The following is a 17,496-nucleotide window of genomic DNA, read 5'->3' as shown; positions in this document are numbered from 1 at the left end:
AACCAAAGCGGGCGGACTGTCCGGCCTTCACCAGAGGGGGTCAATTTTCAACGCCGATTCCCCTCGTATGGGGGTCAAACTTGCACGCCGAATAACAGCTCGCAACTCGCCAGCCTGCCGCTCTCGACGCTGAGCCAGCTCCGGACGACTATCCAGAAGACGCAATCGCTGCTCGCGCAGGCGCAGCATATCGCCTTCGATGTCCAGGAGATCGAGACTGCCTTCGCGACGACCTATGGTTCGGCGTCGACCAGCGGCTCCAGCTCTGGATTGATCGCCACGGCGCAGACCCGCTGGCGGAATTCCGTCGCCGCCTTCGAGGATTCCTTGAAGGTGCAGGCCGGCGTCGTCGGCAACATCTCGAGCAACGGCTCCGCCATGTCGTCACTGACCTCCGCCAGCCAGACGGCGACCGGCGCGCTGCAAGGTAAGCATTCGCCGTGGGCCGCAGGACCGTCGCGTCAGCGCTCTCGAGGCAACTTCATCTCTTTGTGGATTTTGATGAGTTCGACGAGGTTTTCGATGCCGAAGTCGGTGAATGCCAGGATCTCGAGGTCGCCGAGGCCATAGACCCAGATCACGCCATCCTCGGGCTCCATTTCATTGGCGACGTCATGGAGGAAGTCGACGCTTTCGCTGAGCTGCGCAGCGATACGATCGATGGTCGTGACGTGAGAGACCTTGTTGACGTGCATGGTCAGGCCGCCAGCGCCGGCGCAGCTTTATCCTTCTGGCGCCAGTTCCACGGCAGCAATTCATCGAGCCGATGCGCCGGATGCGCGGCGATGCGCGCGAGGACGTCGGCGAGCCAGGCCTGCGGATCGACGCCGTTCATCTTCGCTGTGACGATGAGCCCATACATAGCGGCGGCGCGCTCGCCTCCACGGTCAGACCCGCAGAACTGCCATGATTTTCGTCCCAGAGCAATTCCCCGCAGTCCACGCTCGGCTGCATTGTTCGAGACGCAAACGCGCCCGTCGTCGAGGAACAGCGTGAAGGCCGGCCATCGCTTCAGCATATATTGCATCGCTTTGGCAAGATCATGTCCACGCGAGAGCTTGGCGACCTGTTCGCGCATATAGCTCTCGAGCGCGTCGACGAGAGGTCGGCTCGACGCTCGGCGAACGGCGAGGCGTTCTTGCGCGCTCTTGCCGTTGATCGACCTCTCGATCTCGAACAGCGCATCGATGCGGCGCACGATCTCTATCGCGATCGGCGACAAAGGAATCTCCTTTTTCCCCGCCGCCTTGCGACGGACGTTCGCATCGATGTCGGCCATGACGAAGAACGGGCGCCGCGCGTGCGCCCAACACGCCGCTTCGAGAATCGGACCAGGCTTGCGCTCCGCTGCATACAGCTTGTTGTAGCCGTCATAGGCGTCCGCTTGCAGAATGCCGGAGTAGTTCGCCAAATGGGTCTGCGGATGTTCGCCTTTGCGATCACGCGAGTAATAGAAAATCGCAGCGGGCGGTCCGGCGCCGTCGAAGGGCGCATCGTCGCGCACATAGACCCAGCAGCGGCCGGTGTCGGTTTTGCCCTTCGCCAGCACGGGCACGATCGTATCGTCGCCATGCAGGCGCTCGGCAGAGAGAACATGCTCTTCTATGAGAAGGCGCAGTGGCTCGAGCGCGGCGCAAATGGAGCCGATCGCATCGGCCATGGTCGACAAAGCGATCGGCGCGCCTTCGAGCGCATAACGATCCGCCTGACGGTTCAGCGGCTGATGCTGGCCGAACTTCTCGAAAGCGATCATCGCCAAAAGGCTCGGCCCCGCCCAGCCGCGCGGAACGACATGGAATGGCGCCGGCGGCTGCGTGATCTTCTCGCAGTCCCGGCAGGAGAACTTTTCCCGCACGGTCTCGATCACTTTCCACTGACGCGGCGTCGTCTCCAATGTCTGCGTCACATCCTCGCCGAGCTTGCGCAGGCGCTGGCCGCCACAGCAGGCGCAGCTCGTCGGCGCCTCGATCACGACGCGCTCGCGCGGCAGGTGTTCCGGGAAGGTGTTGCGCTCCGGCCGTTTGCGCGCGAAGCCGGCGACCGCCGTCGTCTTCGCGACCGCCTGTTCCGCGGCGATCTCGTCTTCCGTCGCGCTCGCTTCCAGCTCTTCGAACATGAGCGCCAATTGCTCGAGAAGACGCGCCGACCGCTCCGATTTCTGCCCGTATATCTGGCGCTCCAGCTTGGCGATCTGAAGCTTCTGCGCGGCGATCAGCGCCATGTCTTCCGACGCCTTCGCGCGCGCGACGGCGAGCTCGGCTCTCAGCGCGGCGTTTTCGTCCAACAGGGCTTTGCCGATGGCGTCCATATAGCGAGTGAATCACAAATCTTTCGATTTGTGGCGCCCCAAAATGCGTCCGACCCCAGCTTTTTCGCTCATCCCGCGCTTGCTGGACGCCATGTCGATTGCGGATTTCGGCCAATTTCGTGATCGTCGGCAGGCGGCTTATTCCCCGCGAGCATATCGCATTTGTCGAATCTTACGATGCCAGCGCCAATCCGCGCTTCCAGACCTCGCGGGACTTCCAGGGCCGCGTGGTGATGGTCAACCGCGACAGCATTTTGATCGAGGAAACCCCGCAGGCCTTCGCCGAGGCAAGCGGCTTCCGCATGCTGCCGATCGACAAGGTGGCGACCAACCCACTCGTGCATTTTCGTGTGGAGACGTTCGTGCCAGCGGAAGGCTTCACGCCCGCCAAGGCCTACGCGACGCGTCTCTTGTGGCGCGACCTCGATGGCAACGACCAAAGTCGGCTGCTGCTTAGCGACCCGGAAACGGTTCTCGCCATCGCCGTGACCGGAGAGGCTCCGGCACCGCCCTCGCAGACGACTCGGCGCGGCACCCCGCGCAAGCGCGCGCGGCAATCCGGTCAACGCGCGCCAAATCCGTGAAGCGTGGCGGGATGGGCGGCCGGAGACGCACCGCGCCTCCGGCCTTGCCTCTGCTTCCATGTTGATGGCACCGTTCCGATCACAGCCGATGGCGGGTCTTTTATTCCTCGAGAAAGCGCTCCCGTCAGGATAATCTCTCCGTCACCGCTTCAGCCGGTCGCGCCAGAACTTCTTCAAGCTGCCTCACCAAACCCTCGCGTTTCTCGGCGCTCAAACTATCGAGATTCTGTTGCCGCCATCGCACGGCAGGTAGATTTACAGCGTTGCCCAGGCCGATGGCGGACCAGTCGGGCTCGCCCCGTTCGAACGCCAGCAGGAACGTACGGTGAGAATTGGGCATCGAGCCGACAATTTCGCTGATCAAGGCTTCACGCGTTGCCAGAAGGTCGTCGAGTTCGATCGGTTCCCGCGTCATGCCGACGAAGCCACGCTCGAATTCGCCGGTGATGTCCTTGCGTCGTACCGCCAGCACCTCGGCCATGGGGCGGTCGTGGCTGATGAGGTAGACGAGAAAGGCTTGGCGCAGCGCCGTGTCGATGCCTTCGTTCGCCAGCAGATCGCGCACGTCGAACAGGTCACGCGGATGCTGCCGGTCGAGCGCGGCGACGATTTTCCCGGCATAGAGATCGGGGAAGGAGACGACCCGCATTTCCGCGAAGCCAAACGCGTCTTCCACGCGGGGTGAGACCGGGCGCATCTCTGGCTCGAACACACAGCCCCGCAGGACCGGCGTGACCTCGATCTTGATCTGCGCGCCGTCGCTGCGAACCACGAGCTTGGTAACAAAATTCTCGCGCGAGCGAGAAGGCGTGACGCGCGCGTTGCGGACAGATTCAGAGATGCGCGAGGCGATGCGAAGCATCGCTTTGTCGATCGCAGCCAGTGATGTCACGCGATCCTGAACCGGCAGATAGGTGAGATCGATATCGACCGAGAGTCGCGGCAGGTCGCGGATAAAGAGATTGATGGCCGTGCCGCCCTTTATCGCGAAACAAGCTTCCATCGCGACGGAAGGCAGCGCGCGGATCAGGAGTGCGACCTGATGTCGATAGGCGTCTGCAAAAGCCATCAGCGCGCCTCGTCCGGTTGTTTCGGCAGATCTTTCGGCACGGTGATCTGGTAGGCGGGATCGAACCGCCCGTCTTTGACCAACATACGCTTGCCCGAGCCCAGATCGATCGCTGCCCGCTCGATGTGCTTAAGCCATGCGTGGCGATGCCGATCGGCAAAGAAGAAGAAGAGGCGCTTCACCTTCACATTGCGGCAGCGGACAAGCATCGTGTGCAACCGCCGTGGCGCAAGGTTGCTCAGTCCCTCCATCAGCATGTCGACCTGATGGAAGCTTTCATGATCCGGCAGTTCGTTGAGAAGCTCGAGGATCGCCCGTTCGGGCGCCGATGCCGTCAGCGGCCAATCCCATTGTCCCCAGGAAAGCGCGCGCAATCCGGCCTCCTGGAAAGACGGATCGTCCTGCGTGCGGGCGCGATCCCGAACGAGGGGAGGAAAGGCAACGGCGTCCAGGTCGCTCCCAAAGAGCGGCACGCTGTTACGATAGACGAACCGCTCCTTGAGTGGCAGCAAGGTGAGCCAACCCGGCGGCTTCGTCGATCCGTGAATATGGATTTCAGGACTGTTTTGGGTGAGGTAATGGGCATAGCCTTGCAGTTCGAGCGCGGTTCGACCGCCGACGACGAGCCGATGACCAAGAAGTGTCTGCAGCGAGATGACGGCCTGTTGCCAGCCAAGCTGCCCGCGAGGCCGCCGATAGACCCGGCGAGCAGGCTGCTCGAGCCAGCCCGAGGCGACATACTTGGCGCGCAAAGAGGTGGAGTAGCCGCGCGCGGTAAGCCAAGCGGAATCGACGAGCAGGCCCTCCGGTAGAAGGCGCTCGAGCTGGTTTAGTTTGCCTGCATTTTGCTCGCTCATGGTGAGTAAACTAGCACAAAATCAAACCGGTTGCCAGTTTAAAAATACGGGGGTTAGCGTCGCTCAGGTTGGTGAAATGGAACAAGAGCAAACCGTCCTCCGCTTGAAATAATCCTCAATCGAGCTGAGTTCTCGTCGGCCGCAGATCGAGCGTGGACACGAACCCCCGCAGAAATCGAACGAGGGATGAGGCAGGCAGCCAACATCGCCGGTTCGCCCACTGGCTCAGCAAAAGCAGTCGTCGCCGCGCGGAGAAGGTCACACGCCGCGAGGCCAGCGAGCCTGCGACGTGATCTCTTCGGCTTCAACAAAGTCAGGTGCGGCGGCGGATGTGAAGGCGGCGGCGCGCTGCTCGCTCGTTCTGCCCTTCGCAACGGCGCTCGACGCGCTGCGGCAGGATAATTAGCAACTTGCTGGAGGTGTGGCCGTTCATCGAGACGCGGGCAAAGCCGCACATCACGCTTCACACCAATTCAAGCCGCAATTGACGCCCGACGACCTTCGCCGCCCTCATGAGAGTTTCGAGCGTGGCGCTGTTGTTCGTCGGGTCGAGCAAGCGATCGATCTGGGCTCGGCTGGTTTCCATCATCTCGGCCATGCGCACTTTGGTGATGCCCTTCTTTTTCATCTCGGCGGCAAGCTGCTCCGCAATCACCTCCTTGATGGCGGCGGCGGTGACTTCCTCCCGGATGCCCTCCGCGTCGAGCCAGCTCTCGAAGGTCGAGCCGACATGCGGATTCTTTTTCTTCGTCATGATGTAGCCTCCTTCAATCGTTGCCGCGCAAGCGCCAGTTCCTCCGGCGGGGTGCGCTGCGTCTTCTTGACGAAGGCATGCAGCGCGATCAGCTCGCCAGCGTGAAAACCAAACAGCACCCGCGCTTCCCGCTTGCTGGGAAGCGACGAGCGGACTTCCCAAAGGCCGCCACTCAACGGGCGACATAAGGGGAGGCCAATAGGCCAGCCAAATTGCACCTTCGCCATGTCGCGCCCGATGACGCGGCGATCATCGAGAGGCAATTCGGTCAACCACTCGCGCACGGGTTCTCGACCGGAAGTAGAGCGCCAGAAGCGGAGCGGGATAGGTTCAAAGCCGTCGGTCATTCAATCCGGGTAATGTATCAAAAAAGATACATTCTTGCAAGGCCTTTTCGTGGGTGGGTAGCCCGCGATTTTGTAACAAACTTTTGTACGCGCCAAGTCATTGCTGCTCAATGGTTACTTCTGGAACAATCCTAACTTTTGCAACAATTGCAGGGCGCAGGCAGGCCACCAAAATCGGCAGGTCTCACCATCGCTATGGCGACTCGCAAAGCTGAACGCTGGACAGATTGCTTGCCTAACAGCGAGCAGCGAACGGCGACTCGGTGAGGAAGTTAAACGCCGCGAGGCCAGCGAGCCTGTGGCGTGATTTCCTCGGCTTCAAAGAAGTCGGGTTCAGCGGCGGACGTGAAGGCGGCGGCGCGCTGCGCGCGCGTGAGGGCCGCGAGGGCGGACGCGGCTTTATCGATCGCGTGATCCTCGTGGTCCGCTTCCATGATGAGGGAATAGCAGGTCATTTGCTGAACGGCGACGCGGTAGGTTTTTGTCATGGCTGGGATCTCCTTGGGTTGTAATGAAGGGGCCGCGCTGCCCGGCGGCTACTCGCCTCCACCCACAGCTGTTGCGCAAAGGCGCGCTCCTCGGGGCCGCTGGCGTCGGCGTAAATGGCGGTGGTCGCCAGCCGCGCATGTCCCATCCATTTTTGCAGAAGGGTGAGCGGGACAGCGTGGCGCAGCGCGTCGATGGCAAAGCCGTGACGTAAGCCCCGTGGCGAGGCGGCGGGGCCTGAAAGGCGAGCGGCGTCCATGACGCCGCGAATGATCCGCCAGCCCGTGGTGCGGCACCACGGCCAAAGCAGGGCATCCCCGAGCGCAGCAAGATTGAAGCGGCGATCAAGGGCAATGACGAGCGAAGGCGGAACGGGGAGCTCGCGGATGGCGCGCCGCCTGCGTTTGAGCGTGTGAATGGCGACAACGCCGCGCGAGGGCTGGAAGGAGAGGCCGCGCAAGGCCAGCACCTCGCTGATGCGCGCCCCCGTCCAGAAGAGGGTCAGCGCGAAGAGCCGACGGTCAAGGGGAAGCGTGTCGATCTCATCGAGGACCGCGCGGCGCTCGTCAGCGTTGAGGTATTTGCGCGCGCCGGAGAGCGCGTAGAGCGCTGTCGCCTCAGGCGCGGGATGGACGTGCGCTTTCATGGCGGCATCACCGGGCGCTGTTGAACATTTCTGCGTATTCTGTTTCACGATAATTCTTGTTGAAATTTCAATGCGATATGTCTCGGCTGGCGAATTTCCTCTCACGCGCCCCTGCTGGAACGCCTTGAGAAACCGCGCCGGGCAACAATATACGCAGTATTGTTTCACCGCAACTGGAATTATTTTCCTATATCGACAAAAATTGGCGCGCCGATATACGGTTATTTTTCTGCACCGTGCGACAGCTGAAACGGATAGTAAATTATACGATTGAGTCTATGTTTATAATATTGATCCTATAATGTCTTTTTGCGCTTTTATGAGGGGTTGCCGAGGATGTTGGCGGCAACGCCGTCGCGCGCCTTGCCATTCGATGACTCAATCTGATCTTTATGGTCACAGGGCTTTCAGCCAGGGCTGAGGCGCGCGAGTTCGCGGAGGTCAGCCCGGAGCGAAGCACGACCCCTCGGCATCGTCTCACCGGCCTTTTCGTTATTCATGCGGAAGCCCGTTGGATTAATGACCCCTCCGGTGCTTTTCCGTCCGATCCCAACCTTGCCAATTGTGCAGTTGGCTGTGCTTGTTGCTTAATGTCCAGGTAAGCAGCCACGGCAGTTCCACCATGACCAATGATCCGTCCGATACCCCCAATGCGGAGCCGTCCCTTGCCGAACGGATGGAACGCGCGCTCCTGCTGATCGCCTGGCTCATCGAGATCGACGGCGACATCCACATCGCGCTTTTCGAGCGTATGGAGGCGGAATTGCGCGACGCGCAACGCAAGGCCGGTGTCAAGGAACGCGCCCGCCGTCTTCTCGCCGATTACAGCGGTCGGTCGGGCGCGTCGAAGGCGATTTGCGACAGGAATTTGAGCTTCAGTTCCAGCGATGGCCCACGCCCATATTTGGGCTTGTAGGTCTTATGGCCCATCAGGCTGTCGATCAGGCTGTCCGGCGCCTCGACCGCCACGAGCCGGTCCTTGAAGCTGTGGCGCAATGAATAGACGGTGTGATCCTGCGTCGGGCGCAGACTCTTCTCGGTCAGATATTTGTTGACTGTGGCCGACAGCGCCGTCGCTTTGTCGCGGTATTTCGGAAATCCATGCGGACGCTTACGCAGCGCCGCCAGCGCGACGCCGACCAGCGGGATGTCGCGGGCTGAGTCCTCGGTTTTCAGGCGGCGGCCGTCGGCGGCGACACGCACGTAAGGAATGGGCGCGTCGAGAAAGATGGTGCCGTCGCGGAGATTGACGACTTCGGATGGGCGCAGGCCGGTTTCCATCATCACATAGAGCACAAGCCGCGCATCCTCGTTCAGCCCGAAAAGCCCATTGTCGGTGAGCAGACGATTCTGAATGAAGGACGCGTCGAAGGGTTGGCGCGACTTTTCGATTTCACCGCGCAGCCGCAAGCCTTTGAAAATATCCGGCAGATTGAGCCGGCGGCGAATGCTCATGTCTTTGAGCATGCGGCTCAGCTGGCCGATATCCTTGTTGGCGCTCTTCACGGCGACGTCGTCCTCGCGAACGCGCTCGCGCCACCATTCCGTATAGTCGATGCCGTCGCCCTCATTGATCTCCGTCACCAACTTGTCGCCGGCGACTTTCACGAACTGGGCGACGGCGCGCATGCGGCTGTTGCGCCAGATCCGCAACTGATCCGGCGACATATCGCGCGTCTCGTCCTTCGTCGCGGCCTCATATTCCTCGAAGAGCCGCGACAGGCGGAAGGCGGTTGGCTTTTCGGTGCCGAGCAGGGCCGCGCGCGCCCCTGCGTCCTGAGTGACTCCCTTTGAAACAATCGCTTCCAGCCGCTCGAGGATGCGTTCGATCGGCAGGGCGATCAATTGGTCATTGGGCACATAGTCGAAGCCGAGCTCGCGGGCGCGGCGGCGGGCCTCGTCGTAGCGGGATGAGCCGGTGGGCGCGCCGTTCGCGGCCAGCGCCTTCCAATGCTGCTCCAGCGCCGCGTTCAGCCTTTCGGCGACGCGGGCGGCGCGGCGGCCGACGCGATCATCTGCGATTCGGATACGGGTGGAATGGCGGACGATGCCACGGCGATCCAGAGCCGCGAACTCGGCCGGAACGCGACGGACAAAGTGCCAGACGGAACCACGACGGGTGAGAAAATCAGGCATGGGGCGCGAGCGGTGTTGGACGAAATGTTGGACATTTTCGCTCAACGCTGTCGCGTCAGACACTGGAATGGCTTGTATGCCATTGAAAAGATGGACAAACCATCCAGCAAACTGGAGCGGGCGAAGGGATTCGAACCCTCGACCCCAACCTTGGCAAGGTGTCCCAGAGCCTTCGCCGCGCCGCGCCGCGCTTCGCCCGTCTACGAAATATGACAATAAAACAATCTATTATTGGAATGCTAGGCCGCCGTGTTTACGCCCGAGTGGCCTCCGACTTGCTCCGAACTGCTTGGAATTGGCTCCGATCAGGAGTATGATCCGGCCATTCTAAGCAGATTTGCAGCAGGCGATTGATATGGCTTCAGAAAAGCTCACAAAGCGGATTGTCGACGCCCTCAAGGCTCCCAAACCTTCGAAGGTTGGGGTCAAGGTTCGGGAGCATTTCGTCTGGGATCGGGAGCTGCGCGGCTTCGGCGTTCAGGTCATGCCGTCCGGCCTCAAGAGCTTCGTCATCCATTACCGCACGCCCGACGGCAGGCCGCGCCGCGCGGTCATCGGCCGGTTCGGCTTGATGACAGTCGAGGAAGCCCGGGATCTCGCGCACGAAAAACTGGTCGCGGTGTCCAAGGGCCTCGACCCTTTCGCCGCAGAAGCGGAGTCCGAAGGACGCGTCACCGTCGCAGAGCTCTGTGACTGGTATCTCGCGGACGCCGAAACCGGTCGCATCCTCGGCCGGCGCCGGCGGCCGATCAAAGCGTCCACCTTGGCGATGGACCGCAGCCGGATCGACTCCCACATCAAGCCCTTGCTCGGACGACGACAGGTCGGCGCCCTGAAGCTCGGAGATATCGAAGCCGCCCAGGCCGACATCGCCGCCGGGAAGACGGCGAAGGCGCGCAAGGGCAGCCGCGGCGGCGCAACTACCGGCGGCGAAGGGGTCGCCGCCCGAACGCTGTCGACGCTGCACGCGATCTTCGAACATGCGGTGCGCGTGGGCAAAATCCCGAGCAATCCGGCCAAGGGCGTTCGCCGGCTCGCCAGCGCGCCCCGTGAACGGCGGCTCAGCCGCGCCGAGATCGAGCGTCTCGGCAAGACGCTGCGCGCCGCCGCCGAGGACGGCGAACATCCGACCGCACTGGCCGCCATCCGCTTCCTTCTGATGACAGGCTTCCGCCGCATGGAAGGACTCGGAGTCGAGCGCGGCTGGCTCGACGAGGAAGAGGGCGCGATCCGATTCCCAGACACGAAGAGCGGCGCGCAGACCCGCGTGATCGGACAGGCCGCAATCGACCTGCTCCTCGCTCGGCCCGAAGCAAAGTCGCCATTCTTCTTTCCGGCCGACTGGGGGAGGGGCATTTCATCGGGGTCGTCCGAGTGCTCGACCGCATCTGCGAGCGCGCTCGCCTCGCCGACATCACGCCGCATACGCTGCGCCACACATTCGCGAGTCTCGCCGGCGACCTCGGCTTTTCCGAGCTGACCATAGCCGCGCTGTTGGGACATGCCTCGCGGGGCGTGACCCAGCGCTATATCCATATCGACGAAGCCCTGCGGATGGCGGCGGATCGCGTAGCCGACGAGATGGCCGACATCCTCGACGGCCGGGCGACGATCGCGCGCCCGCGTCGACGCGGGACGCGCCAATCGCAGGAATTGCCGGAAGCCGCTGACGCGCCGCCGCAGGCGGCGCCTTAATCGCGCTGTCGTCGTGCGGCCTCGAACCAATCGACCGAATTCGCTGCGAGGACTGCTGAAAAGTCCACGACATTGCACATGACGGCAAATGGGGATCGTGACCGCCTTGCGCTGCGGCTTGATCCGCAGAGCACGCGAGATCAAAACTCAAGGTCGAGATCTCCGGTGATCTGGCCCTTACGACGGACGAGCTGCGCGCCGAAGTCGTCCTCGAGCGCCACTTTCGCCAGCGCATATTCGAGCAATTCGGTGTCGGAGGCTATGCCGCACTTCATCTTCGCGGCCGTCACCAGGTCGCGACGAATCCGCCCACCGATCCGGTCCTTTTCGCCGCCGAGCAGGCCGAGTTCTCGCGCCGTATTCATGACCGCGCGTCGCTTGATGCTCGGCTGAAACGAATTATCGGATTCGTGGATCGGCTTCGGCACGACGAGTCTCCTCGTTAGACGAAATAGAAATTTTGGCCAACGGTAGCAACTTCCCTGAGGTCATGTCGGTGGGCTACGTCTCTCGGAAACCAAGCGAAGAGGCGAACTTAACCCAGTATGAAATCGCATATGGGGACTCTCGACTCGATTATGAGCGAGTCCGGTCGCGCGTTCGGCCCCGACCTCGTGAGACACATCGCCCGTCTCCGGCAAACGCGATGTCGGAAACTATTCGAGGGCGCCTCCGCTTCCGCCGGCATCAACCCGACCGGGTTCTCGGGCGCAGCCTTCGCCCCGAGCGCGCACAGGACCGGCCCTGACTTGGACGCCATGCTCGTCTGCTATATCCGAGATGGCGAGCTGTTGTCGGCAACGCTACCGAGGCGCTCCTCGAGACTGTCAGATCAGGGGGCCAGTCGTGCCGGTTCCGCGGCGGCGGGCTTCGGCTTCCCGTTCGGTCAAGACCTCACGCCAAAGTTGATAGGTCTCACGAACCATGGCGTCGATGGCCTCGAAATCAAAGAGGGCCACATCTCGGGCCGTGAAGAGCCTCGGTGTCCGGGTCTTCCGGTCTTCGCTATTGCCCCCGAACTGTAGGATGCCGAGCTCGACTTCAGCAAAGTCAGGATCAGCAGCCCGTATCCGCTCGTGCATGACTGAGAACGCGAACCGGCGACCTTCGCTGGTGAGCTTCTTGGTCCTACGCGGGTCGATGAAGGGGACCAAAGGCTTACCACCTATCGCGATAACGGCGGGCAGCCATAACGACACCTTCTCGGATACGCCGATTGCCAGCGGAAAGAACTCATGTCGACGACCGGCGATACCCTCAGCCGTGGCGTATCCATACAGTGCAAGGGCAACTGCCACGTTCGCCTCTGCTTCCTCAGCTGATCGCGAGACTTTGCTGATTTGATCGGCCACCTGCTGCCATGGCGCACGCGAGACGACACCGAGAGGCCCAGCTTCGACATTTAAGATATCGAGCATCGACCGCCGCATCGGTTGATACGAATACGGCGGATGACCGAGTTTCATCTGTCTCAAGGCTGCACGTTTTTGGTCCGATGGCAACGGTGCGATACGGGCCAAGTCGAGATCAGGTAAAGGGCGAATCTTCAACGGGCTCTCCCGGTAACGGCGTAGCGCCGACACTGACCTTGTGATGCTTGAAGCGCTCCATGATCACATCGTCGCTGAGTCGCAGTCCAAACGCCATATTATCGCGAGCTTGGCCAACAACATAATCCCACGGCGCCCCCTTGGCGTGGGATATTTCGACGAGGCGGCCGGGCGTAAGCCGTCCATAAGACACCATCACGGCCCGGATCAAGCGATACACAGAGGTATCATCAGGCAAAGCTAGCTGTTGGCGTTGGCCCGTCAAAGGGTCTTGGCCGTGGGCGCGAAAGTCAATCGGCCGATCCCCCGCTGCTTTGAAAGCCCGGTAGGCGGTCGGATGAACCGGGCCATATTGCCATGCCTCGAAGTATCCCGATACGAGGGGCGTCCTCACTTCAATAAGATATCGGGCATGCGCAAAGTAGAGGAGCTTTTGAAGGGCTAAGTTGGTTACACGGGTGCCATCCCGATCCGCCTCATCAAGCATGAGGTTGCAGACGCTACGCGGATCGATTCGGCCAAGGGTCATGTCCCACACCTAACCCAATCCCGGGTCCAGGGCTACGAGAGAGCGACTCTCAGCCCCAGCCCCACGCCAGCGCCACGGCTTTCCGCGCGATATGTCGACCGCAGCCTTCTGAAGGTCAGGAGGGTAACCGTAGCGGGCCAGCGACTTGCGGACCTCGATCCGCATCTTCGCGCGGACGCTCTACTATTGCGTTCAGTCGATTGTCGAGCTGTGGATCGTTTGTATAATAAACTTGGGCTGGGATGCGGAGTTGCTCGTGTGTCCTCCGCGCCTTCTCGACCTGTTCTCGGTGACCGCATCGTGCAACGCCAGCTCTTCGGTATTGAGGCTCAGCCTCGGCGATGGCTGATCGAGTCGTCCGACAGGAGACCCGCCGGGGTGTTCCTCTCACCCGATGGCTGCTATGAACTCCGTGTTGCGCACTGTTTTCTTGCGACCATGGCTTGACTAAGCGCATCGAATCAGAGGAAATGGATATCCATTTCCTCTGATTCGATGTGAGACTCTTGCGCCCCGATGGGATGTGCCCCATAATGTTTTTGTGGGCACGGCCCGGGGGTCTGCGATATGCAGGCCGCAAATTAAAGGCCTCGAGCAATCGGGGCCTTTATCTTTTTCCGTCGAAACAACTGTATTTGACCCCGAGAGAGCCGAGCTCCTCGGCCGTCAACTGCGCGTCGATGATCCTGCGGGCGTTCATCAGCGCCCTGTACGGCCCATAGCTGGGATCGTAACCTCCTTTCACCATAGGGTAGAGGTAGAGGTCCGCAACCTGCATCATCGGCGTCTTTTTCGTGCGTTCCCGGGGTTCTCCGAGAATGATCCCTCTCAAATCCTCAGCCGTTAAGCCTCCGTAATTCGCGGACGTTCCTTTGTCGAAAGGCATTCCATCGCGCTTCATGAGTCGGGTGTAGTTCTTGATGTCGGTGTCCTCGGCCTTGCCGGCCTGCTCGAAAAAGACCTCCAACTGTCCGCCGTGCCGCTGCGCGTATTTCGCCGAGCGCTCCACAAGGATCGCGTAGGCGGTCTTGCACATGAGCCACGGCTGGCCGCCATACTTTTCGGCGTACCTGGCCACGTAACCCGGTCGGTCAATCACGCAGGCCATACCGATGACCGGCAGCGAAAGCAGGTAGTTCTCTAGGTCGGCGAGGAACCGTTCGGCCTTTTCCGGGTGGCTCCTCAGCCAACCGAACGGCCCGCGTGCTCCCCGAATTTTGGTCGAATGGAGTGGGTAGTTGAGTTCCCACCTCTCCATGAACGCCTTGTACATGGCTATCAGCGCGTCGATGTCGTCCTCGGCGAGGATGATCCCGCCCAACGCAAAATAGTCCATCCCGTCCGTTCGAGCCGGATTCGGTTTATGATCCGGTCGGCGGCTGCCCGAATCATCGAAATATAAGTGAAAACGTTTGGTCATAAGGAGTTCTGCTTCTTACTCGTCGGTATCATCGGTCGCTTCTTCTTCGGCGGATGCCGTGACAACAGGGGGATTCCAAGGATCGGACAAGGAAAAGTCGGTCGCGCCGATTTCTCCCGCGCGCTCGATCAGCGCGTTATATTTATCCTCCCGGAGCCCACATGTTTCTGCTCGTGTAGGCGGCGGATGACCAAATACGGGTTCAGGATGACGGCGTAGCTCATCGGGCCGGACGCCCCGGCCTGCAACTCGATGAAACCAAGCTCCGCCAAGAGCTTGATCCGCCCACGCCATGTGCGTTCCGCCCGTTGGCCCGTAAAACCGGAATGGAAGGCCATCTCGCGCGGTTTCGAAAGCGTCACAAAGCACTCATCGAAGGCACGCCCCCAAAGGTCGAGATACGTCATGGACACCGGTTGGCCGTTGGCCAAATCGTCCATGATCGTGAGGATCAGCGGCATTGTGCGCGGAATGGTCGCAAACCCGTCATGATGCAATCGTTGCCACAGATGGCCATCGGTCACATGCGGCCACAGCTTCTTACGCAGCTCGAGCTGGCGCTGCGCAATTTTTTTCCGTGGTTTCCGGGTAGTCAAAAGAGCCATAATACACTGTTCTCCATAGATCTGAGGCGGATGAGTTCAAGTTAGGGTCGCCGCCGACATGTCCCGCCGATTCTCTGGGTTGGGAGGCCATGTCGACGACACATCAGACTTGGGGAATATCACACATTATATCTTTCAATTTCAATGACTTAGATTTTGCTACTCGACATTCAGCTGGCTCCTGGGCGGCCACTCACTGATCGAGTTTGAATAAAATTTGCTTAGTGGGCAAGTGAGTTTACAGGCAGCCGATTCGATATCATTTTTGATTCAAATAGTTATGGCGCGATTGCGATGCTCACGATGATATGGTGCTCAACGGGCTCACAGGTGCTCGCCCGTGCTCGGGGCAAGGCGGGGCCGTTCCGGCCCCTCAACGGCCAACAATGCTGACATGTCGGCTGAGGGGAACGCCTTCCCCTTCGGCCGAGTCTATCGTCTCGGCCGACCCCTTCTGCGGGGCCTGCCGCCCCGCAACGCCCCGCCGAGAGTGAGAGTGCAGGCCGCTTCGCCGCGACGTTGAGGGCTGGGAGAGAGGCTCCCGGCGCCCGTCGCGGAGACCTGTCATGCTCAAGCACCGCCACGAGGACGGCCCCGGCCGCGCCAACCTATACGACGAGATCACCGCCAAGATCATCAGCGAGCTGGAGGCCGGGCGGCTGCCCTGGGTCCAGCCCTGGGGAACGACGAAGGCCAAAGCGCCGCTCGCGCTGCCGAGAAACGCCGCCACCGGACGCGCTTATTCCGGGATCAACATCCTCATTCTCTGGGGCGCCGTCGTCCAGCACGGCTTCCCCGGCCAGACCTGGCTCACCTTCCGGCAGGCCCTTGCGCTCGGCGGCAATGTCCGCCGCGGCGAGCGTGGCGTCACCGTCGTCTATGCGGATCGCTTCGTCCCCGATGATGAGAAGCGCCGCGCCCGCGAGACCGGCGAGGACGCCCAGGCGATCCCGTTCCTGAAGCGCTTCACGGTGTTCAATACCGCGCAGTGCGACGGGCTGCCTGCAAGCCTTGCCGTCGACGTTCCCCCGCCCGAGCCCGGACTGATCGAGCCGCGCGTCGAGGCGCTGATCCAGGCCACCGGCGTCGAGTTTCGCATCGGCGGGGACCGCGCCTTCTACGACCCGGCCGAAGACTATGTTCGCGTTCCGCCGCCCCAGGCCTATTACGAACCAATCGACTGGCATCGGACGGCGCTGCACGAGATCGGGCACGCCAGCGGCCACCCCAGCCGGTTGAACCGCGATCTGACCAGCTCCTTCGGCTCGAAGAAATACGCCTTCGAAGAGTTGGTCGCCGAGATCAACGCGGCGTTCTGCTGCGCCGCGCTCGGCGTCGTGCCGACCGTCCGCCACGCGGATTATATCGGCTCCTGGCTGAATGTCCTGCGCGAAGACAATCGCGCCATCGTCCGCGCCGCGTCGCTCGCCAGCAAGGCGGCCGACTACATCCTCGGCTTTCTCCCGCAGGCCGACAGCAGCGCCGGCTCCGACATTGCCGACGCGGCAAAGGAGGCAGCATGACGCCGGATCTCCTCCCACCCCTCGTCGCCACGCGCGCGCCTGGGCCGAACGCGATCCGGCTCCGCGTGCTGAGCCTCGGCGCCGGCGTGCAGTCGACGACGCTCGCGCTCATGGCCGCGCACGGCGAGGTCGGCCCGATGCCCGACTGCGCCATCTTCGCCAACACGGAATGGGAGCCGAAGGCTGTCTATCGACACCTCGCCTGGCTCCGCTCGCCGAACGTCCTGCCGTTTCCTGTCCATATCGTCTCCGCCGGCAACATCCGCGACAATCTGATCGCCGGCGCGCGAGGCGCGCGCTGGGCCTCCATCCCGGCCTTCACCCGCAATGTCACGCCGGCGGGCGCGGCCATGCCGGTGTTCGACGAGGATGCAGATGGCCGATTGGTCGTTGTCGGCGAACGCATCGCGCCGGCCGACCGGATCGACGTCGGGATGATCCGTCGCCAATGCACCAAGGAGTATAAGATCGCGCCGATCCGGCGGAAGGTGCGCGAACTCGTCGGCCTTGCCGGGCGCCGCTCGCCCGGCGCGCCGATCGTCGAGCAATGGATCGGCGTCTCGCTCGACGAGACGATCCGCATGAAGCCCTCCTTCGAGGACTGGCAGGTCAATCGCTGGCCGCTGGTCGAGAAGGGAATGTCGCGTCGCGACTGCCTGCGCTGGCTGGAACGGCGAGACTATCCGCGTCCGCCGAAAAGCGCCTGCATCGGCTGTCCGTTTCATTCCGACGCCCATTGGCGGCAGATGCGTGACCACGATCCCTCGGCCTGGGCCGACGCGATCGCGATCGATCATACCATTCGCACAGGCTTTCGCGGCATCCGCGGCGAGGTCTTCCTGCATCGCTCGGCCGTGCCGCTCGACGAGGCCGATCTCTCCACGGCCGGCGACCACGGCCAGCTCGATCTCTGGCCGAACGAGTGTGAGGGGATGTGCGGCGTGTGAATGCCCTGAGACCCGGAAACGCGGGAAAGCGGGTCTCCGG

The 17,496-nt window shown here is 61.9% G+C and carries 21 protein-coding genes and 1 pseudogene; 7 read left to right on the top strand and 15 right to left on the bottom strand.

What is annotated here, in order from left to right; all coding sequences use genetic code 11:
* Positions 1–90: 90 nt before the first annotated feature.
* Positions 91–426: pseudogene (locus CQW49_RS25655) on the top strand (TrbJ/VirB5 family protein); the annotation flags it as partial.
* Between the two features lie 35 nt (positions 427–461).
* Here the strand turns inward: CQW49_RS25655 and CQW49_RS15355 are convergent.
* Together CQW49_RS15355 and tnpC are read right to left on the bottom strand one after the other, a co-directional pair.
* The gene (locus CQW49_RS15355; protein ID WP_003616132.1) at positions 462–695 is read right to left on the bottom strand and encodes a hypothetical protein; all 234 of its coding nucleotides are present in this window, start codon (positions 693–695) and stop codon (positions 462–464) included.
* Between the two features lie 2 nt (positions 696–697).
* Positions 698–2,308: an IS66 family transposase gene (gene tnpC, locus CQW49_RS15350; protein ID WP_003616133.1), complete on the bottom strand. Its 1,611-nt coding sequence runs from the start codon at positions 2,306–2,308 to the stop codon at positions 698–700.
* A 98-nt stretch (positions 2,309–2,406) separates the two neighbouring features.
* Here tnpC and CQW49_RS15345 point away from each other — a divergent pair, with 98 nt between their 5' ends.
* Positions 2,407–2,892 carry a hypothetical protein gene (locus CQW49_RS15345; protein WP_024749624.1) on the top strand — a complete coding sequence of 162 codons (486 nt, stop codon included), beginning with the start codon at positions 2,407–2,409 and terminating at the stop codon, positions 2,890–2,892.
* Positions 2,893–3,016: 124 nt separating this feature from the next.
* On the opposite strand, the gene CQW49_RS15340 is transcribed toward CQW49_RS15345, so the two are convergent.
* The 6 genes from CQW49_RS15340 to CQW49_RS15315 all read right to left on the bottom strand — a co-directional run bounded on the left by CQW49_RS15340 (position 3,017) and on the right by CQW49_RS15315 (position 7,099).
* Entirely contained in the window at positions 3,017–3,961 is a 945-nt protein-coding gene (locus CQW49_RS15340) for a nucleotidyl transferase AbiEii/AbiGii toxin family protein (RefSeq protein ID WP_003611758.1), read from the bottom strand.
* The gene (locus CQW49_RS15335; protein ID WP_003611759.1) at positions 3,961–4,818 is read right to left on the bottom strand and encodes a type IV toxin-antitoxin system AbiEi family antitoxin domain-containing protein; all 858 of its coding nucleotides are present in this window, start codon (positions 4,816–4,818) and stop codon (positions 3,961–3,963) included. The genes CQW49_RS15340 and CQW49_RS15335 overlap by 1 nt, the downstream gene beginning before the upstream one ends.
* Before the next feature lie 463 nt (positions 4,819–5,281).
* Positions 5,282–5,572 (bottom strand): helix-turn-helix domain-containing protein, encoded by a 291-nt coding sequence (locus tag CQW49_RS15330; protein WP_003611760.1) that lies wholly within the window; start codon positions 5,570–5,572, stop codon positions 5,282–5,284.
* Complete coding sequence (locus CQW49_RS15325; RefSeq protein ID WP_024749625.1) at positions 5,569–5,919, bottom strand: type II toxin-antitoxin system RelE/ParE family toxin; 351 nt, start codon at positions 5,917–5,919, stop codon at positions 5,569–5,571. Before CQW49_RS15325 ends, CQW49_RS15330 begins: the two co-directional genes overlap by 4 nt.
* Positions 5,920–6,191: 272 nt before the next feature.
* The gene (locus CQW49_RS15320; RefSeq protein WP_003611762.1) at positions 6,192–6,407 is read right to left on the bottom strand and encodes a hypothetical protein; all 216 of its coding nucleotides are present in this window, start codon (positions 6,405–6,407) and stop codon (positions 6,192–6,194) included.
* Positions 6,404–7,099: a tyrosine-type recombinase/integrase gene (locus CQW49_RS15315; RefSeq protein ID WP_198586446.1), complete on the bottom strand. Its 696-nt coding sequence runs from the start codon at positions 7,097–7,099 to the stop codon at positions 6,404–6,406. Before CQW49_RS15315 ends, CQW49_RS15320 begins: the two co-directional genes overlap by 4 nt.
* Before the next feature lie 574 nt (positions 7,100–7,673).
* Here CQW49_RS15315 and CQW49_RS24660 point away from each other — a divergent pair.
* Entirely contained in the window at positions 7,674–7,967 is a 294-nt protein-coding gene (locus CQW49_RS24660; RefSeq protein ID WP_003611764.1) for a hypothetical protein, read from the top strand.
* Here the strand turns inward: CQW49_RS24660 and CQW49_RS15310 are convergent.
* The gene (locus CQW49_RS15310; RefSeq protein WP_003611765.1) at positions 7,874–9,187 is read right to left on the bottom strand and encodes a site-specific integrase; all 1,314 of its coding nucleotides are present in this window, start codon (positions 9,185–9,187) and stop codon (positions 7,874–7,876) included. The two genes, CQW49_RS24660 and CQW49_RS15310, sit on opposite strands and share 94 nt — an antisense overlap.
* A gap of 355 nt (positions 9,188–9,542) precedes the next feature.
* Between CQW49_RS15310 and CQW49_RS15300 the strand changes: the two genes are divergently transcribed.
* Together CQW49_RS15300 and CQW49_RS25650 are read left to right on the top strand one after the other, a co-directional pair.
* A complete protein-coding gene (locus CQW49_RS15300; protein WP_244593387.1) occupies positions 9,543–10,667 on the top strand; it encodes a tyrosine-type recombinase/integrase in 1,125 nt (374 codons plus the stop codon).
* A complete protein-coding gene (locus CQW49_RS25650) occupies positions 10,562–10,882 on the top strand; it encodes a tyrosine-type recombinase/integrase (RefSeq protein ID WP_244593386.1) in 321 nt (106 codons plus the stop codon). Before CQW49_RS15300 ends, CQW49_RS25650 begins: the two co-directional genes overlap by 106 nt.
* 140 nt (positions 10,883–11,022) lie before the next feature.
* Here CQW49_RS25650 and CQW49_RS15295 read toward each other — a convergent pair whose 3' ends face one another.
* The 6 genes from CQW49_RS15295 to CQW49_RS15270 form a co-directional block, all read right to left on the bottom strand.
* A complete protein-coding gene (locus CQW49_RS15295; RefSeq protein WP_003611767.1) occupies positions 11,023–11,310 on the bottom strand; it encodes a hypothetical protein in 288 nt (95 codons plus the stop codon).
* 399 nt (positions 11,311–11,709) lie between these two features.
* Positions 11,710–12,432, bottom strand: a complete 723-nt coding sequence (gene socB / locus CQW49_RS15290; RefSeq protein WP_003611768.1) for a type VI toxin-antitoxin system SocB family DNA replication inhibitor toxin — start codon at positions 12,430–12,432, stop codon at positions 11,710–11,712.
* Positions 12,410–12,961, bottom strand: coding sequence for a type VI toxin-antitoxin system SocA family antitoxin (gene socA / locus CQW49_RS15285; protein ID WP_024749627.1), 552 nt, complete (start codon positions 12,959–12,961; stop codon positions 12,410–12,412). The genes socB and socA overlap by 23 nt, the downstream gene beginning before the upstream one ends.
* Before the next feature lie 9 nt (positions 12,962–12,970).
* The gene (locus CQW49_RS26360) at positions 12,971–13,126 is read right to left on the bottom strand and encodes a hypothetical protein (protein ID WP_115840147.1); all 156 of its coding nucleotides are present in this window, start codon (positions 13,124–13,126) and stop codon (positions 12,971–12,973) included.
* Between the two features lie 442 nt (positions 13,127–13,568).
* Positions 13,569–14,381, bottom strand: a complete 813-nt coding sequence (locus tag CQW49_RS15275) for a DUF3800 domain-containing protein (protein ID WP_003611770.1) — start codon at positions 14,379–14,381, stop codon at positions 13,569–13,571.
* A gap of 128 nt (positions 14,382–14,509) precedes the next feature.
* Positions 14,510–14,986 carry a hypothetical protein gene (locus CQW49_RS15270; protein ID WP_003611772.1) on the bottom strand — a complete coding sequence of 159 codons (477 nt, stop codon included), beginning with the start codon at positions 14,984–14,986 and terminating at the stop codon, positions 14,510–14,512.
* Between the two features lie 566 nt (positions 14,987–15,552).
* On the opposite strand from CQW49_RS15270, the gene CQW49_RS15265 reads away from it, so the two are divergent.
* Together CQW49_RS15265 and CQW49_RS15260 are read left to right on the top strand one after the other, a co-directional pair.
* Positions 15,553–16,509, top strand: a complete 957-nt coding sequence (locus tag CQW49_RS15265) for an ArdC family protein (protein WP_003611774.1) — start codon at positions 15,553–15,555, stop codon at positions 16,507–16,509.
* Positions 16,506–17,456 carry a hypothetical protein gene (locus tag CQW49_RS15260; protein WP_003611776.1) on the top strand — a complete coding sequence of 317 codons (951 nt, stop codon included), beginning with the start codon at positions 16,506–16,508 and terminating at the stop codon, positions 17,454–17,456. The genes CQW49_RS15265 and CQW49_RS15260 overlap by 4 nt, the downstream gene beginning before the upstream one ends.
* The last annotated feature ends 40 nt before the right edge of the window (positions 17,457–17,496 follow it).

The sequence above is a fragment of the Methylosinus trichosporium OB3b genome, from assembly GCF_002752655.1.
GTDB classification, from domain to species: Bacteria; Pseudomonadota; Alphaproteobacteria; order Rhizobiales; family Beijerinckiaceae; genus Methylosinus; species Methylosinus trichosporium.
The sequence above is the reverse complement of the archived record's forward strand: the minus strand, read 5'-3'. Positions and strand labels throughout refer to the sequence as shown.

Bases quoted from the DNA above. Each gene is read 5' to 3' on its own strand.
- CQW49_RS15355 (WP_003616132.1), bottom strand. From the start codon at position 695: ATGCACGTCAACAAGGTCTCTCACGTCACGACCATCGATCGTATCGCT.
- tnpC (WP_003616133.1), bottom strand. From the start codon at position 2,308: ATGGACGCCATCGGCAAAGCCCTGTTGGACGAAAACGCCGCGCTGAGA.
- CQW49_RS15340 (WP_003611758.1), bottom strand. From the start codon at position 3,961: ATGGCTTTTGCAGACGCCTATCGACATCAGGTCGCACTCCTGATCCGC.
- CQW49_RS15335 (WP_003611759.1), bottom strand. From the start codon at position 4,818: ATGAGCGAGCAAAATGCAGGCAAACTAAACCAGCTCGAGCGCCTTCTA.
- CQW49_RS15330 (WP_003611760.1), bottom strand. From the start codon at position 5,572: ATGACGAAGAAAAAGAATCCGCATGTCGGCTCGACCTTCGAGAGCTGG.
- CQW49_RS15325 (WP_024749625.1), bottom strand. From the start codon at position 5,919: ATGACCGACGGCTTTGAACCTATCCCGCTCCGCTTCTGGCGCTCTACT.
- CQW49_RS15320 (WP_003611762.1), bottom strand. From the start codon at position 6,407: ATGACAAAAACCTACCGCGTCGCCGTTCAGCAAATGACCTGCTATTCC.
- CQW49_RS24660 (WP_003611764.1), top strand. From the start codon at position 7,674: ATGACCAATGATCCGTCCGATACCCCCAATGCGGAGCCGTCCCTTGCC.
- CQW49_RS15310 (WP_003611765.1), bottom strand. From the start codon at position 9,187: ATGCCTGATTTTCTCACCCGTCGTGGTTCCGTCTGGCACTTTGTCCGT.
- CQW49_RS15300 (WP_244593387.1), top strand. From the start codon at position 9,543: ATGGCTTCAGAAAAGCTCACAAAGCGGATTGTCGACGCCCTCAAGGCT.
- socA (WP_024749627.1), bottom strand. From the start codon at position 12,961: ATGACCCTTGGCCGAATCGATCCGCGTAGCGTCTGCAACCTCATGCTT.
- CQW49_RS26360 (WP_115840147.1), bottom strand. From the start codon at position 13,126: ATGCGGATCGAGGTCCGCAAGTCGCTGGCCCGCTACGGTTACCCTCCT.
- CQW49_RS15275 (WP_003611770.1), bottom strand. From the start codon at position 14,381: ATGACCAAACGTTTTCACTTATATTTCGATGATTCGGGCAGCCGCCGA.
- CQW49_RS15270 (WP_003611772.1), bottom strand. From the start codon at position 14,986: ATGGCTCTTTTGACTACCCGGAAACCACGGAAAAAAATTGCGCAGCGC.
- CQW49_RS15265 (WP_003611774.1), top strand. From the start codon at position 15,553: ATGCTCAAGCACCGCCACGAGGACGGCCCCGGCCGCGCCAACCTATAC.
- CQW49_RS15260 (WP_003611776.1), top strand. From the start codon at position 16,506: ATGACGCCGGATCTCCTCCCACCCCTCGTCGCCACGCGCGCGCCTGGG.